General features: G+C 72.4%; 14 protein-coding genes. All 14 read right to left on the bottom strand.

Annotated elements, in window-relative coordinates; all coding sequences use genetic code 11:
- Positions 1-32 precede the first annotated feature (32 nt).
- Positions 33-701, bottom strand: coding sequence for an MBL fold metallo-hydrolase (locus ACQPXD_RS41385; RefSeq protein WP_432828023.1), 669 nt, complete (start codon positions 699-701; stop codon positions 33-35).
- Complete coding sequence (locus ACQPXD_RS41380) at positions 698-1,888, bottom strand: FAD-dependent monooxygenase (RefSeq protein WP_432828021.1); 1,191 nt, start codon at positions 1,886-1,888, stop codon at positions 698-700. The genes ACQPXD_RS41385 and ACQPXD_RS41380 overlap by 4 nt, the downstream gene beginning before the upstream one ends.
- An 84-nt stretch (positions 1,889-1,972) precedes the next feature.
- Positions 1,973-2,671, bottom strand: coding sequence for a class II aldolase/adducin family protein (locus tag ACQPXD_RS41375; protein WP_432828019.1), 699 nt, complete (start codon positions 2,669-2,671; stop codon positions 1,973-1,975).
- 86 nt (positions 2,672-2,757) lie between these two features.
- Positions 2,758-3,711, bottom strand: coding sequence for a MarR family winged helix-turn-helix transcriptional regulator (locus ACQPXD_RS41370; protein ID WP_432828017.1), 954 nt, complete (start codon positions 3,709-3,711; stop codon positions 2,758-2,760).
- 74 nt (positions 3,712-3,785) lie between these two features.
- Complete coding sequence (locus ACQPXD_RS41365; protein WP_432828015.1) at positions 3,786-4,799, bottom strand: PDR/VanB family oxidoreductase; 1,014 nt, start codon at positions 4,797-4,799, stop codon at positions 3,786-3,788.
- Between the two features lie 74 nt (positions 4,800-4,873).
- A complete protein-coding gene (locus ACQPXD_RS41360; RefSeq protein WP_432828013.1) occupies positions 4,874-6,046 on the bottom strand; it encodes an ABC transporter substrate-binding protein in 1,173 nt (390 codons plus the stop codon).
- Entirely contained in the window at positions 6,043-6,957 is a 915-nt protein-coding gene (locus tag ACQPXD_RS41355) for a branched-chain amino acid ABC transporter permease (RefSeq protein ID WP_432828011.1), read from the bottom strand. Before ACQPXD_RS41355 ends, ACQPXD_RS41360 begins: the two co-directional genes overlap by 4 nt.
- Entirely contained in the window at positions 6,954-7,661 is a 708-nt protein-coding gene (locus tag ACQPXD_RS41350; RefSeq protein WP_432828009.1) for an ABC transporter ATP-binding protein, read from the bottom strand. Before ACQPXD_RS41350 ends, ACQPXD_RS41355 begins: the two co-directional genes overlap by 4 nt.
- Positions 7,648-8,415, bottom strand: a complete 768-nt coding sequence (locus ACQPXD_RS41345) for an ABC transporter ATP-binding protein (protein WP_432828007.1) — start codon at positions 8,413-8,415, stop codon at positions 7,648-7,650. Before ACQPXD_RS41345 ends, ACQPXD_RS41350 begins: the two co-directional genes overlap by 14 nt.
- A complete protein-coding gene (locus ACQPXD_RS41340; protein WP_432828005.1) occupies positions 8,408-9,412 on the bottom strand; it encodes a branched-chain amino acid ABC transporter permease in 1,005 nt (334 codons plus the stop codon). Before ACQPXD_RS41340 ends, ACQPXD_RS41345 begins: the two co-directional genes overlap by 8 nt.
- A 19-nt stretch (positions 9,413-9,431) precedes the next feature.
- Positions 9,432-10,592, bottom strand: a complete 1,161-nt coding sequence (locus tag ACQPXD_RS41335; protein WP_432828003.1) for a Rieske 2Fe-2S domain-containing protein — start codon at positions 10,590-10,592, stop codon at positions 9,432-9,434.
- Between the two features lie 16 nt (positions 10,593-10,608).
- Positions 10,609-12,708 (bottom strand): DUF3500 domain-containing protein, encoded by a 2,100-nt coding sequence (locus ACQPXD_RS41330; RefSeq protein ID WP_432828001.1) that lies wholly within the window; start codon positions 12,706-12,708, stop codon positions 10,609-10,611.
- 135 nt (positions 12,709-12,843) lie between these two features.
- The gene (locus ACQPXD_RS41325; protein WP_432827999.1) at positions 12,844-13,287 is read right to left on the bottom strand and encodes a nuclear transport factor 2 family protein; all 444 of its coding nucleotides are present in this window, start codon (positions 13,285-13,287) and stop codon (positions 12,844-12,846) included.
- Between the two features lie 51 nt (positions 13,288-13,338).
- Positions 13,339-14,187 (bottom strand): IclR family transcriptional regulator, encoded by an 849-nt coding sequence (locus ACQPXD_RS41320; RefSeq protein ID WP_432827997.1) that lies wholly within the window; start codon positions 14,185-14,187, stop codon positions 13,339-13,341.
- Positions 14,188-14,193 lie beyond the last annotated feature (6 nt).

Below are 14,193 nucleotides of genomic sequence, written 5' to 3'. Positions count from 1 at the left end.
GGCACCGCCGGCCGAGCGCCGTCGCCGGCCGGCTACGGTGCCGGCGTGCTCGACAGGGACAGGGATTCGCCCAGCTCCAGCGGGTGGATCTCGCTGCCCTCCGGCGCGAACGACGACAACAGCGTGCGGTGCAGGCCGCGATGCGCGGGCGCCAGGCCCGCGTCGTGGATCGGAATCACCCGGCGCGGGGCCACGGCGCGCACGTAGTCGATGCCTTCGGAGAGCTTCATCCAGGGGCCGCCCAGCGGCGCGAGCAGCACGTCGACCGGCACCTGCGGCACGGTCAGCGAGTCGCCCGGCGCGAACACGATGCCGCCCAGGTCGTAGCCGAAGTTGGCCGGGAGCGGGATGCCGGGGTAGAGCGTCTCGTGGCTGGTCCGCAGCACCGTGATGGCCAGCCCCGCCACCTCGAACGAGCCCGGTTCGACGGTCGTCGTGGTCACGTCGGCCGAGCGCAGCGACTCCATGGCGTCGGCGGGTCCGTACACCGAGACCGGACCGGCCTCCCGCAGCCGCTCGATCTGCGCCGGGTCGATGTGGTCCGGGTGCGCGTGCGTCACCAGCACCGCGTCGACGCGGCCGACGCCCCCGACCGATGAGCTGAGGTTTCCGGGGTCGAGGAGGATCCGGCTGGACGGGCCGCCCGGCCGCTCGACCTCCAGCAGCAGGCACGAGTGTCCGAGGTAGGTGATGGTGGTCATGTTCGTGCCTCCGTTGCGTGGTTGCCGTAGAGCCGGTCGACGTGCGGAAAGCTGTCGGTCGTCCGGGAGCGGAGCAGCTCGTCGCGCAGGTCCCGCATGAGTCCGCCGGCGTGGACGATAGCGCCCATGTTGCGCGCCCAGCGCTGCACCGTCGCCGTGACCGGAATCCGGCGGCTCTCGTAGTCCTTGAAGGCCGACTCGGCGTCATCGTTCGACGCGACGCACTCGGCGAGGCAGGCGGCGTCCTCCAGCGCCTGACAGCCGCCCTGCGCGAGGTACTGCACCATGGGGTGCGCGGCGTCGCCGAGGAGCGTGACCCGCCCGCGCGTCCAGCGGCCGAGCGGATTCCGGTCGATCATGGCCCAGTGGCGCTGCCGGTCCAGCAGCGCGGCCCCCTGCGCGACCAGCGGGTGCTTGCCGTCGAGGAGCCGGTCGAAGTCCGCGGGGTCGGCCGGCGCGCCGAGGTCCGGGCGGTCGGCGTCGCTGGTGAAGACGGCCACCTGGTTGATCAGGCTGCCACCGCGGACCGGGTACTGGATCAGGTGCATGGACGGGCCCACCCACCACGTGACGTCGTCCTTGCCCTCGCGATCGGCGATCTCGTCATACGGGACCGTGCCGCGGTATGCGAAGTCGCCGAGGTGCACCAGGTCGTCCCCGCCGGAGACGTATTCGCGCACGACCGAGTGCAGGCCGTCGGCGCCCACGACGCGCTGTGCGCGGAGGCGTTCCCCCGTGGCGAGCGCGACCTCGGCGGGCCCGGCCGGGTCCTGCCGGAGCCCCGCGACCCTGCTGTTGGTGCGGATCTCGACCAGCCCGGTCGCCAGGGCGGCGTCGACCAGACCGCTGTGCAGATCGCTGCGGTGGATGACGAGGTACGGGTACCCATACTCCCCACGGAACCGATCGTCGAACGTGAGCCGGGCGAGGACCTCGCCGGACGTCGCGTCCCGCAGCGTAGCGGCCGGGGGCGCGACCGCCGTGGCCAGCAGCGCCTGGAACACGCCCAGCCGGTCGAGCACGCGCAGGCCGTTGGGGGCCAGCTGGATTCCGGCGCCGATCTCCCCGATCTCGGGCGCCTGCTCCAGCACCAGCGAGCGCTGCCCGCGCCGGGCCAGGGCGAGCGCGAGCACCATCCCGCCGATGCCGCCGCCCACCACGAGGAACGGTGTCGCTTCGTCGTCCACCGCCACCTCCCTCCAGAATCGCGAATCACTACGTACACGAACTATTATGGGGCGCGGCGCGATTCGCGCGCCAGGGCCGCGAACCTACGAGTCTTTGCCGACGCCCGCGCGTCGCAGCAGGTAGTCGTAGCCGGCCTGATACTGCCCCGGCGACCACACCGACTCGCGCTTGCTGGCGACCTCGCTCTCGTCGGACCACCGGGCCGGCCCGCCCGCGCTCAGCGCCGCCAGGTGGTTGCCGCAGGCCCGCTCCAGCAGCACCGCGCGCATCACGGCCACGGCGAGGCTCGGCCCGGCGACGACGAAGCCGTGGCCCGGGATCAGCGCACCGGCGGCGGAGCCGACCGCGGCGGCCAGCGCGGCACCGAGCCGGTCGTCGCGGATCAGGTCCCCGCTCTCGGTGAAGCGGGGAATGTCGGGGTCGAGGAAGGGAACCGCGTCGTGGGAGAGCGCGCGCAGCGGGACGTCGAGCGAGGCGAACACCGCCGTCGCCGGGGCATGGCCGTGGACAACGGCCGCGACATCGGGCCGAGCCGCCATGAGCTGTGTATGGATCGGGTACTCGATGTGCCGGCGTCCGTCGCCTTCGACGACGTCACCGCCCGGCGAGACCAGGATGACCCGCTCGGCGGTGATCTCCTCGAAGCCCCAGCCCGCCGCCTTCATCCACACGCCGCGGCCCTGCGGGTCGCGCAGGCTGGCGTGTCCCCAAACCATGTCCGTCTGGCCCGCGACGGCCAGCGCCTGATGCGCGTCCGCCACGTCGAGCCGGGATGCTTCCACCGCACGCTCCATGTCAGTACTCCGTATCCAAACAATCGGCCCAGTCTACGGCGACGGACCGGCAGAGGAGGCCTGCGATGGGCCGGCTACCTGCGGTATGCGACGTTGCGGAGCAGCTCGGTCAGCTCCGCCGCGTCATCCTCGGGGAGGGGCTGGACCAGCGCCGCCTGGACGGCCCGCACCGCGGGCTCCACCTCCTCCATGAGCTGCCACGCCTCGTCGGTGAGGTAGAGCAGCTTGCGCCGCCGGTCGCGCTCGTCCCCCTCGCGCCCGATGAGGCCGCGCCGGGTCAGCCGGCCCACGATGTCGGACGTGCTCGACTTGTCCAGCGACGCCCGGTCGCCCGCGTCGCGCTGGTCGAGCAGGTGCTGCGAGGCGATCGCGGAGAGCAGGCCGTACTGCGACGGCGTGAGCCGCGGTCCCACCCGGGTGAGCCAGTGCGACCCGTGCAGTTGCTCGGCGCGCCGGATGAGGTGCCCGGGCGCCCCTTCCAGCCTCAGCGGGACGGCGATCTCCGCCCGCTCGCCGGCGGGCCGCGCGGCCCGCGGCGCCGGCACCTGGCCGGCGTAGGCGAGGAGCGCGAGCTTCTCGACGAACCAGTGGCGGCGCGCCGGTGCGATGGGCTCGACGAGGCGCTGCTGCACGGCGACGACGCCCGCGGTCAGGTGGCGCACCGCGGTCCGGGCGGCCCGGGTGAGCGTGAGCAGGTTGCGCCGGGCGTCCGACGGATCGCGCGTCCGGTCGAGCCAGCCGTACTTCTGCAGGCGCACGATGACGTCGGCCGCCGTGGACTTGTCGAGGGACACCAGCTGACCGACCGAGTTCTGGTCCAGCGGCCCGTTCTGCGTCATCGCGAGGAGCAGCGCGAACTGGGGGCCGGTGACCTCCCGGTCGAACTCGGCGAGCCACAGCGCCGTGTGCACCTGCTGTGCCCGGCGCAGGAGATGGCCCGGCGTCAGATCCAGCGGCAACACGACGGCCGGCCGCGGGCGGCCGGCGTCTCGGGTCGCGCTGTGGCCGCCTCCCCCGGTGCCCTGCATCCCACCTCCCCCAGGTCCAGGTACCAGTGTCGCACCACCGCGCCGGGCCGCCGTCCACGCTCCCCGCCGTCGCGCTAGAGATCGAGCACCAGGCGATCCGAGCGGGCCCGGCTCACGCAGGGAAACATGGTGCGGTTCCGCGCTCGCTCCGCCTCGGTCAGGATCTCGTCGCGATGGTCGGGCGTGCCCGCAAGGACGGCGGTCTCGCAGCTGCCGCAGTAGCCCTCCGCACACGAGAACGGCGCGTCCGGAACGAATTCCCGGATGACGTCGAGGACCGTCCGGCCGGGCGGCACCACGGCCGTGACCCCCGAGCGCCGCAGCTCGATCTCGAACTCGCGCTCGCCGGCGGATGTCGCGGTACCCGCCGCCGCCGACCCGCCCGAACCGGTGAACCGCTCGACATAGAGGGGGCTGCGCGGAGCGAGGCTTTCGCGGGACGCCGCGACCGCCGCCAGCAGACCGGCCGGTCCGCAGCAGTAGATGGCCGTGTCCGCGTCGGCGCCGGCGACGATGGCGTCGACGTCCAGGATGCCCTGCTCGTCCTGGGCGGTCACGATGACCCGCTCGCCGCCGGCGGCGCGCAGCTCGTCCACGAACGCCATGCTCGCCCGCGAGCGCCCGCCGTAGTGCAGGGTCCACGGGACGTCGCGCCCGAGCGAGCGGGCCATCGCCAGGACCGGCGTCACGCCGATGCCTCCGGCGATGAACCGGTACCGCCGGCTCGGCCGCAGCTCGAAGTGGTTGCGCGGGCCCCGGACCGGGAACACGCGGCCGACCAGCGGCGAGTCGTGGATCTCCGCGGAGCCGCCCCGGCCCGCCCGCTCGCGCAGGACCGCGATCCGGTACTCCTTGCGGTTCTCGGTGGGGCCGCACAGCGAGTACTGGCGCATCCGCCCGCTCGGCAGGAGCAGCTCGATGTGCGCTCCCGGCGCCCACCCCGGCAGGTCGGCGCCCGCCGGGGAGGCCAGGACCAGGGAGATCACGTCGTCGGCTTCCAGCCGGACCGCGGTGACGCGCAGCGCGAGGTCGCCCGGCCGGTCCGGGGCCGGCGCGGCCTGCGGCGCCGCGAAGGTGAGGGGTGTCATTGCGGTGCTCCTTGTCCGGGGCCGGCCGGAGCCGGCCCCTCGGGACCGGGCCGGTCCCGCGTCGGTCCGGTCCGTCAGGAGCCGGAGTAGGCCAGCTTGAACGCCGGGCCTCCGTCGTAGGTCATCATCACGGGCGGCAGGGTGGCGCCCTGGTGGCGCTTCGCGTTGATCTCGTAGGGGCCGAGCACGCCGGTGTGCGCGTTCTGCTCGAGGTAGGCCGCGAGCGCCGGCCCGGTGGACGCGCCCGAGTCGAAGCCGTCGAGGATCTGCCTCGTCGCGTCGTACGCCCCGCCGGCCAGCGCGCCCGGCTGGCCGTACTGCTTCGAGTACGCCTCGGTGAAGGCGGTCACCTTCGGGGCGTAGCCGACGCTGCCCGGCACCTTGTCGGGCACGTCCACCCAGAACGCGTTGGCGAAGAGCCCGCCCTTGGGGATGTCGTTGGCGAGCGGCTTGAGCGCGTCGAGCGTCGCCGAGCCGGTGCCGACCCAGACGGGCTGGTCCATGCCCAGGGCGTTCATCGCCCGCGCGACGGGCACGATGTTGCCGCCCGACGTGCCGGCGATGACCAGGTCGGGCTTGGCGTCGCGGAGGTGGGTCAGCTGGGTCTCCAGATTCGTCGTGCCGGACCCGAATCGCTCCTGGGCGACGATCTGGAACTCGGTCGGGTTCGCCTGGGCGATGTACTTGAACAGGCTGAGGTAGCCGTCGCCGCTGGCGTCGTCCTGGCCGATGAAGGCGAGCTTGTGCGCCTTGATGCTGCGCAGCCACGGCAGGGTGGCCGCCGGGTAGTCGGTGGTCGGCGCCAGGCCCCAGAAGAACAGCGGTGTCAGGTTGAACTGCTGCGGGGAGATGCAGTACTGCAGCACCTTCGCCGAGTCGAGGATGGGTTGCATCGCCCGGCACCCGGCGCCGGCGGCGGAGCCGAGCACGACGGGGACCTTCCGGCTGAGGTTGCGGGCCGCCGCGGCGGCCACCGCGGGATCGGAGGTGCCGTCCTCGACCAGCAGCTCGACCTTGCGGCCGTGGATTCCGCCCTTGGCGTTGACCTCGTCGACGGCGAGCTGGATGCCGTTCATCGCGGGTACCGCCGTCGCGGCGAGCACGCCGGTCCGGTCCAGGACCACGCCGATCTGGACGGTCCCGCCGCCGTCCGCGGCGGCGTTCCCGGTCGATCCGCAGGCCGCGGCCGCCAGGGATACCATCATCACCAGTCCGGCCGCGAGGACCGGCCGTGGGCTCGTGTTCATCGCACTTCCTGAGGGGGTGTCGTCGTCCGGGGACGAAGCGGGTGAAGGCGGATGCCGGCGCGGGGCCTCTTGTCCTCCCTGAGGAGGAACAGCACGGCGATGAAGGCGCCGTAGACGTACACGTCCTGCCAGCCGGTGGAGACGTAACCGCCGGCGTAGCTGGCGAACAGTCCGATGGCCAGGCTGGCCAGGGCGGCCGGCGCGTACTCCCACCGGCCCGCGATCGCGCCGATCGCGCCCACGACGGCCATCGGGAGCACCGCTGACCAGCCGAAGGCCATGACCGGCGCCAGCAGGATCCCGGCGACGCAGCCGAGGAGACCGGCGAGCTGAAAGCTGATGAACCGCATCCGGCGCACGTTGATGCCGACGAGGCGGGCGCCCGCCGCGTCGTCGGCGGCCGCGCGCAGCGCCTTGCCGGCCATCGTCCGCTCGAACAGCAGGTAGCCGACGACGACCAGCACGGCGGCGCCGGTCCACATCAGCAGCGACTGGGGCAGCACCGTGGCGCCGAGGACCTGCAGCGGCCGGCTCGGCAGGTACGGCGCCGCGCTGCGGTCGTTCAGGCCCCAGAACTGCCGGGCGAGCTCGCTGAACAGCAGCGCGCACCCGAGGGACATGATGACCGGCCCGGTGGAGCCGCGGGCGGTGAACCGGTTGAGGATGATGACGTGGAGCACGGCCGCGATCGCGGCACACGCCACGAGGCTCGCCGCGACCGCCACCGCGAGCGGCAGCCCGAGCCCGTCGCGGACGGTACCGAAGATCAGGGCTCCGTAGACGACGAAGACCCCTTGCGCGAGGCTCTCCACGCGGGCGACCTGGTGTGTCACGACCATTCCCAGGGCGACCAGCATGTAGAGCACGCCGACGTTGAGGCCGGCGAAGGTCAGCTGCAGCAGCGTGCTCATGCCACACCGCCGAGGTAGGAGTCCACCACGGTGGGGTCGGTGCGGAGCTCGGCGGCCGGGCCGGTCAGGACGATCCGGCCGGCCTCGACGACGGCGCCGCGGTGGCCGACGGCCAGCGCCTTGCCGACGTTCTGCTCGATGAGCAGCACCCCGACGCCGCGCTCCGCCAGCCCGGCCGCCTGCTCGAGGATGACGTCGACGTAGATCGGCGCCAGCCCGAGACTCGGTTCGTCGAGGATGAGGAACGCCGGATCGGCCATGAGCGCGCGCCCGATCGCGACCATCTGCTGTTCGCCGCCGGACAGGTCGCGGGCCCGCCGGCCGAGCAGCGCACCGAGCTGCGGGAAGAGGTTCAGCACGCGGTCGAAGGTCTCGGCCCGGCCGGTGCGGGAGCGGGTGTACCCGCCGAGCAGGAGGTTGTCGCGCACCGTCGATCGGCCGAACAGGTGCCGCGACTCGGGGACGAGGGACAGCCCGGCCCGGACCCGCCGGTTCGGCGGGTAGCCGGTCACGTCGAGGTCGTTGACGGTGACGGTGCCGCTGCGCGGGGCCAGGATCCCGGCCAGCGCCCTGGCGATGGTGCTCTTGCCGGCCCCGTTGGCGCCCAGCAGGCAGAAGACCTCGCCGGCCGCCACGCTGAGGCTCACCTCGTGGAGCACGGGCGCGCCCAGATAGCCCGCGACCAGCGACTCAGCTCGTAGCATGGTCGGCTCCCAGATAGGCGGCGATGACGGCGGGGTCGCGGCGGATCCGCGCGGGTTCGCCGTCGGCGAGGACGGTGCCCCGGTCGAAGACGACGATGCGGGACACCAGTGACATCAGGAATCCGAGATGGTGCTCGACGAGGAGCACCGTCAGGCCGTGCGTGGCGAAGTAGGCCTTGAGGTCGGCCGAGAGCCGCTCCCGCTCGGTGTCGGTGAGCCCCGCCGCGGGTTCGTCGAGCAGGAGCAGGGACGGCGCACCGGCCAGGGCGCGGGCGACCGCGACGAGGCGTTGCTGCCCGGCCGTCAGGTCGTCGCAGACTTTGTGCGCGAGGTGGCCGGCGTGCACCTGCTCCATCGCCTCGGCCGCGATCGCGCGGAGGCGGCGCTCGTCGTCGCGCCACCGCGGGGAGCGGACCATCGCGTCGAAGACCCCGGACCGGCCCTTCAGGTGCGCACCGATCATGACGTTCTCCAGGGCGGTGAGCCCGGGGAACAGGTGCGCGTGCTGGAAGGTCCGGGCAACGCCGAGCCGGGCCACGAGGTCCGGCCGCCGCGCGCTGACCTGCCGGCCCCGCCAGCAGACGCGGCCCGCGGCCGGGGCGAGCGAGCCGGCCACGACGTTGATGAAGGTGGACTTGCCGGCGCCGTTGGGGCCGATCAGCCCGACCGCGCTGCCCGGCTCGACGCTGAAGGAGACGGAATCGAGCGCGGCGACGCCCCCGAACTCGACCCGGATGCCGCGCGCGTCAAGCATCGCGGCCGCTGCGGGCTGCGAGGCGCCGCCTGCCGGCATCGACGATGCCCGCGACGCCGTCCGGGGACGTCAGGTACACGACGATCATCGCCGTCGCCTCCATGAGCTCCCCGGTGAGGTGGCCCGACGAGTAGGCCGGCATGGTGACCAGGAACGTCACCGCGACGAGACCGGCGAAGATGCTGCGCGCTCCGCCGATGATGACGGCGGCGAAGAGCACCAGTGACGTCGCGAAGGTGAAGTCGCCGGGCGCGATGAAGGCGCTGTAGTGGGCGAACACCGATCCGGCGACGGCGGCGGGAACCGAGGCGATCAGCCAGAGGACGGCCTTGGCCCGGACCGGGTTGATGCCCAGCGTGGCGGCGGCGTTGGCGTCCTTGTGGATGGCGGAGAGGGACCGGCCGTACCGCGAACGCGCGATGTTCCGGCCGAGCACGAAGCAGACGAGGGTGAGCGTCCAGGCGAGGATGAAGTACTGCTGGTCGCCCTGCACCGTCCAGCCGGCGATGGAGAAGGCGGGGATGCCGTAGAGCCCGTTGTTGCCGCCCGTCAGCGAGTGCAGGTTGACCAGGACCCGCTGGAGGATGTAGGCGAGCGCGATCGTGGCCATGGCGAGGTACCAGCCGCGCAGGCGGAGGATCGGGCTGGTGACCAGGGCGAGCAGCAGGGCGCACCCGACGCCGGCGGCGACCCCGACGATGGCGGGCAGGCCCCATCTGACCGTGCACAGCGCCGAGGCGTAGGCCCCCATCGCCATGAACACCGCGTGCCCCAGGGTGAGCTGGCCGCCCAGCCCGGCCAGCACGGAGACGCCGACCACCGCGATGCCGTAGATGCCGGCGAGGATCAGCAGCGGGTAGACGTCGCTCCGGCCGAACAGGGGCGTACCGAAGACGATCAACAGCAGCAGCACCAGGGGCTGCCAGCCGCCGGCCACGACCCTGGCGAGGTGGACCGATGCGACCGACGGATCCGATGTGCTCGTCGTCGCGGTCATCGCCGCGACCCGGCCGTGGTCACCATTCGCTGTCGCCGAACGGCGCACCAGCGAGGAAGTCCGAGATCCGGCTCATGAACATGCGGCGCAACTGGATGACGCCCTTGTCCGACTGGGCGAGGTTCTCCTTGCCCGTGTCGGCGATGAACCGCATGCCCATCTGGGCGACGTGGTCCTCGATGTTCACCAGCAGTGGGTGATCGACGAAGTCCCGCAGGGTCTTCTCGCCGCGCAGGATCTGCTCGGCGCATTCCTCGGTCGGGGGGTACTTCGCGATGAGCTCCCGCTGCCTGGCCCGGTACGCCGCATACTGGCGCGCGCCCTCCTCGTCGGTGTGCAGCGCGGTGATCGCGAAGCTCATGTGCGCGTCGTCGTCGATCGGGACCCGCCACGCGATCTGCTCCAGCGTCCCGTTGCGCTGCCCCACGATGAGGTGCATCGCGTTGGGCAGCATGACCATCGACTCGGTGGGCAGGCCCTCGTCGTCGATCTCCCTGACCCGCACCCCGATGGCGGTGCGCTCGACGGTGATGTCGCGGATGACGCCCACCTTGGTCGCGAAGCCCACCTCGGTGGCCGTCGGGTCGGCGGAGAGCCGGTGCGTGAACGGCGCGTGGGCGATGTCGAGCGCGTTCTCGACGTTGATGTAGTAGTTGCAGTTTCGCCGGTACGTGCTGTTGTCCACGACCAGCGCCGACATCATGTCGCGGCCGTGGGTGCGCGAGAACCCGGCGATGTCGGGAAATCGCGGCTCGGGGCCGTCGCCGAAGTAGGCGAAGATCAGGCCGTGCTCCTCGCGGGTGGGATAGGTCTTGACCGACGTCCGCCTGACGAGCGAAGGGCTCTGGCCCGGCGCCTCGAGGCACTGGCCATCCGGGCCGAACTTCCACCCGTGGAACAGGCAGCGGATGGCGTCGTCCTCCACCGTCCCGACCGAGAGCCGGGTGAGCCGGTGCGCGCACCCGGGCGCCATCACGACCGCACGTCCGTTGGCGCCGCGGTAGAGCGTGAACCGCTCGCCCATGACCGCCAGCGGCTGCGCCTGGCCGCGCGGCAGATCCTCGGACAGCCGGACGGGCTGCCAGTAACTGCGCAGGTACCGGCCGGCCGGAGTCCCCGGACCGGACTGGAACGGGCTCGGCGCCTCGGTGGCGGGAGCCGGCGGGGCAACTGTAGTCACCGGTCTTCCTTTCTGGTTACGAGTGGTACCTGGCGTAGTGCTGCGCCAGGAGGCTCTTGCCGTAGTCGTTGCCGTTGGGCTCGCGCACGATCGTGTGGACGTGGAACCGCTCGGGCTCTTCGTTGTTCAGGAAGATCCCGGGGTGGTTGTCGTACTCGACCAGGAGCACGGGCGAGTGGACGCGGTAGTAGAAGGCGTCCGTATCGCCGGCCTTGCCGCGCCACGCGAAGTAGGTCTCGTCGAGATGGTCGTGAACCTGCCGGCGCTTGCGCTCGGCGTGCTCCGCCGGTAGCCGCCCGACGTAGACGTCCACGAGATCGCGCAGCAGCCGCTGCTGGTCGAGGGTCAGGTCGTCGCCGCGGACGCCCTCGTACGGCAGCACGAGGTTGTCGCGGCCCGCGCCGGCCAGGTGGCGGCCGTTGAACGGGCCGCCGAGCTCGGCCGGCAGGTCCGCCGAGCGCAGGGAGTCGCCCAGCAGGAACGCGCTCTCCTGGCCGGCGCCCAAGGCGCGGCGCAGGGCGAGACCGCGCGTCGTCTCCAGGTCGAGCACGCGCACCCCGGCGTGCGGCCCGCGAATGCCGAAGGTCGGCTCGGCACCCAGGAACACCGGGGCGAGCACCAGCTGGGAACCGACGAAGACGCAGTGCACGTCCACGTGATGGCCCATCAGCTGCCAGCCCCACGGCTCGGACGGCTGGGGATCGCCGAACACGGTGAGGTAGTACGTGAACTCGGTCAGGCTGTCGCGGTACCGCTCGACCAGCTCGCCGAGGGCGCCGTTGAGCCGCATCGCGTCGCGCACGGCGCGGAACCCGTCCGGGCTCAGGCTGGCCTCGACCAGCGCGAGCGCGGCGTCGCGTTGCACGGCGGTGACCCGATCGAGCCGGATGCCCTTGGGGGTCCACACCGGGAACGCGTTCGTCCACAGGCGCCAGTCCGGGGAGTCCATGGGCAGCTGGGCGACGAGCCGCTGGTGCTGTTCGAGCGCGGCGAGGAAGCCGCGGGCCGCGTCGACCGCCGGCTTGGCCGAGGCGCCGGTGCCGGCGAGCCGGTACAGGCCCTCGGCGACCACGCCGTCAGTGGTGACCCCCACGAACGGATCGCGGTAGTGCCGCAGGGCCGCCGACAGCTCCCAGCGCGCGACCTCGGGCAGCAGGTCCGCGTGCAGAATGCCGTCGACGACCGGCAGCTCCGCCTCCCGCGGCCCGTAGCCGGCCAGCAGGTCCGCCGCGGCGCGGCGATCGTCCACCGGCGCGGCGCCGGCGTAGTCGGACTGGTTGAGCACCCACCCGCGCTCCACGAAGTCCGGGCGCGGCGGCGCGAAGACGTCGACGAGCACGTGCAGGCCCTCGCCGACGGCCCGGGTCGTGTGGACGTTGCCGGGCGGGATCACCGTCACCGACGGGCTGGAGCACTGGACGTGTTCGTCCGGGCGCCACTCGCCGAGCCGGCTGGTCCAGGGCCGGCGCACGTGGTGCACGTACTCGCCCGCCACGGTGACGGAGACCTGTTCGAAGTCGTCGTGAACGTGGGGCGTCAGCCGGGCGGTGTCGCGCGGACCCGGCTGCGGCGCGAACCAGTTGATCATCAGTGAGTCGGTGCGGAAGATCCGGCCGAGCCGGCCCGGCTCCTCGGCGACGTCCGACATCGGGTGGACCCGAAGCGATCCCGGCCCGGGCTCGACGGGCTTCGGCGGTAGCGCAGCGACGGCGGGGTCGGCGGTCCGGTAGTCCGCGTCGTTCACGGCGCTCGCGACGACCTTCGCGCGCGAGGTGAAGACCCGCATCACGAACCCGGCCCGCCGGGCGAGCACCGTCGCGCGGCCCGCCGGCACGATCACCAGGGCGGGGGCCTCGGCGATCACGCGTCCCGCGGGACCGGCGTCCACCTCGACGGCGCTGTCGTCGAACACGAGGATCGCGTGCTCGTCCTCGGTCGTTTCTTGCTGGAGGGTCTCCCCTTCGGCGAGCCAGGAGACGACGGCGCAGCAGTTCTGCGCCCGCACATTCCACGAGCGCTGCCCCACCGAGACGCCGGCCGCGACGTGCTGGCCGTTGAGCTCGAAGAACGATGGCGGTCGCGGCGCGCTCGACGCTTCCACGATTCCTGCAGACATGCGCACCTTCCGTATCAGTACGATTCGAAGGCTAGATGATTACCTGCGGCTATATGCCACATGTGAACGATCATCATGGATATAGAACGTATACAAACGATCTGGATAGCGTCCGGGCGGATGGCGTTCGGATCGCTATTTCGTGGGGACGGCGAGCTGCGTTGCCGGATCGATGAAGAGGTTCTCGATGCGGCGGCTGTCGATCAGCCAGCGGCCGTCGCGATGCTCGAACTGGTCGTAGACGTCGGCGATCAGCGTCGGCGCGGTCGACGGCCGGGGCGCCTCGCCGTCCTCGGCGAACAGCAGCAGCACCGACACGGCGCGCGCCCGGTGCAGGCGATGCTCGATGACGTGCAGGTTGGTCACGATATGGCGGGAGACCCGGGGGCCGCGCGCCGCGCGGTTGGCGTAGACGTCCTCGATGGCGGCGGTTCCCCGGAACGAGGCGGCGGAGAAGCGCAGCTCGGCGTCGGGCGTGAAGAAGCCGGCCGCGTTGGCGCCGTTGCGGTGGTCGATGTCGAACCACAGCGCGGTGACGGTCGTCAGCAGGGCCTCGCGCACGTCGAGATCCACAGGCATCGTTGCCCTCCTCCGTGGGGTGTGCCAGAGCTGGGCGGGCTCTGGGAGTCGTTACGCGATCGCGAGGTCCCGGGCGAGCCGCCCGGCCGCGTTCACCAGGGCGGCCGCCATGTCGTCGAGCCGCTGTCCGCGGTATTGGCTCGACAGGCCGGCCAGCGAGATGGCGCACAGCGGCGCGCCCGCGCGGGTGCGCACCGCCACGCCGATCGAGGAGATGCCCTCGGTGAGGGCACCGTCGTTGAGCGACCACCCGCGGGCGCGGGTGAGCCGGACCTCCTCGCGCAGCTGCTCCGCGGTGAGCGCCCCGTGCCGGGTGTGGCGCTCCTCGGGCAGGTCCAGATACGTGGCCAGGTCGTCGTCGGTGAGGGCGGCCAGCAGCGCGAGGGGGCCGGCGCCCACGTAATACGGCAGGCGGTTGCCGGGTTTCCAGGCCACGACGTCCACGGCCGGCCCGGACAGCCGGTGCAGGAGCAGGGCCCCCCAGCCGGACCGCACCGAGAGACAGACGGTCTGCCCGACCTCGTCGCGGAGCTCGAGCAGGATGGGCTCGGCCCGCATGATCAACCCGTTGCCCTCGCGCACCGCGTCGCCATACTGCAGCAGCTTCACGCCGAGCCGGTAGCGGCCGGTCTTGTCGTCGCGATCCACCCAGCCGGCCTGCTCCAGCGAGACCAGCAGCCGGAACGCGGTGCTGAGGTTGGTGGGCAGCAGGCCGGCCAGCTCGGACGGGGTGAGTCCGCCGGACGACTCCAGGATTGCCTCCATCGCCGCGGCCGCCTTGCCGATCACCGCGATCTGCGACCCGGCGGACCGCTGCCCCGGGCCGTCCGCGGCGCCGTCCCCGTCGCCCGCGTTGACGACGGTTCGCCCAGCTCCGGAGCCACTCCCGACGGTTGCCATACCCGG

It is taken from the genome of Dactylosporangium sp. CA-092794 (assembly GCF_050948465.1).
Taxonomy (GTDB): domain Bacteria; phylum Actinomycetota; class Actinomycetes; order Mycobacteriales; family Micromonosporaceae; genus Dactylosporangium.
The sequence above is the reverse complement of the archived record's forward strand: the minus strand, read 5'-3'. Positions and strand labels throughout refer to the sequence as shown.

What these genes read in the sequence shown, in the direction of transcription:
- ACQPXD_RS41360 (WP_432828013.1), bottom strand. Translation starts at nt 6,046, where the DNA reads ATGAACACGAGCCCACGGCCGGTCCTCGCGGCCGGACTGGTGATGATG.
- ACQPXD_RS41385 (WP_432828023.1), bottom strand. Translation starts at nt 701, where the DNA reads ATGACCACCATCACCTACCTCGGACACTCGTGCCTGCTGCTGGAGGTC.
- ACQPXD_RS41325 (WP_432827999.1), bottom strand. Translation starts at nt 13,287, where the DNA reads ATGCCTGTGGATCTCGACGTGCGCGAGGCCCTGCTGACGACCGTCACC.
- ACQPXD_RS41345 (WP_432828007.1), bottom strand. Translation starts at nt 8,415, where the DNA reads ATGCTTGACGCGCGCGGCATCCGGGTCGAGTTCGGGGGCGTCGCCGCG.
- ACQPXD_RS41370 (WP_432828017.1), bottom strand. Translation starts at nt 3,711, where the DNA reads ATGCAGGGCACCGGGGGAGGCGGCCACAGCGCGACCCGAGACGCCGGC.
- ACQPXD_RS41330 (WP_432828001.1), bottom strand. Translation starts at nt 12,708, where the DNA reads ATGTCTGCAGGAATCGTGGAAGCGTCGAGCGCGCCGCGACCGCCATCG.
- ACQPXD_RS41350 (WP_432828009.1), bottom strand. Translation starts at nt 7,661, where the DNA reads ATGCTACGAGCTGAGTCGCTGGTCGCGGGCTATCTGGGCGCGCCCGTG.
- ACQPXD_RS41365 (WP_432828015.1), bottom strand. Translation starts at nt 4,799, where the DNA reads ATGACACCCCTCACCTTCGCGGCGCCGCAGGCCGCGCCGGCCCCGGAC.
- ACQPXD_RS41320 (WP_432827997.1), bottom strand. Translation starts at nt 14,187, where the DNA reads ATGGCAACCGTCGGGAGTGGCTCCGGAGCTGGGCGAACCGTCGTCAAC.
- ACQPXD_RS41355 (WP_432828011.1), bottom strand. Translation starts at nt 6,957, where the DNA reads ATGAGCACGCTGCTGCAGCTGACCTTCGCCGGCCTCAACGTCGGCGTG.
- ACQPXD_RS41340 (WP_432828005.1), bottom strand. Translation starts at nt 9,412, where the DNA reads ATGACCGCGACGACGAGCACATCGGATCCGTCGGTCGCATCGGTCCAC.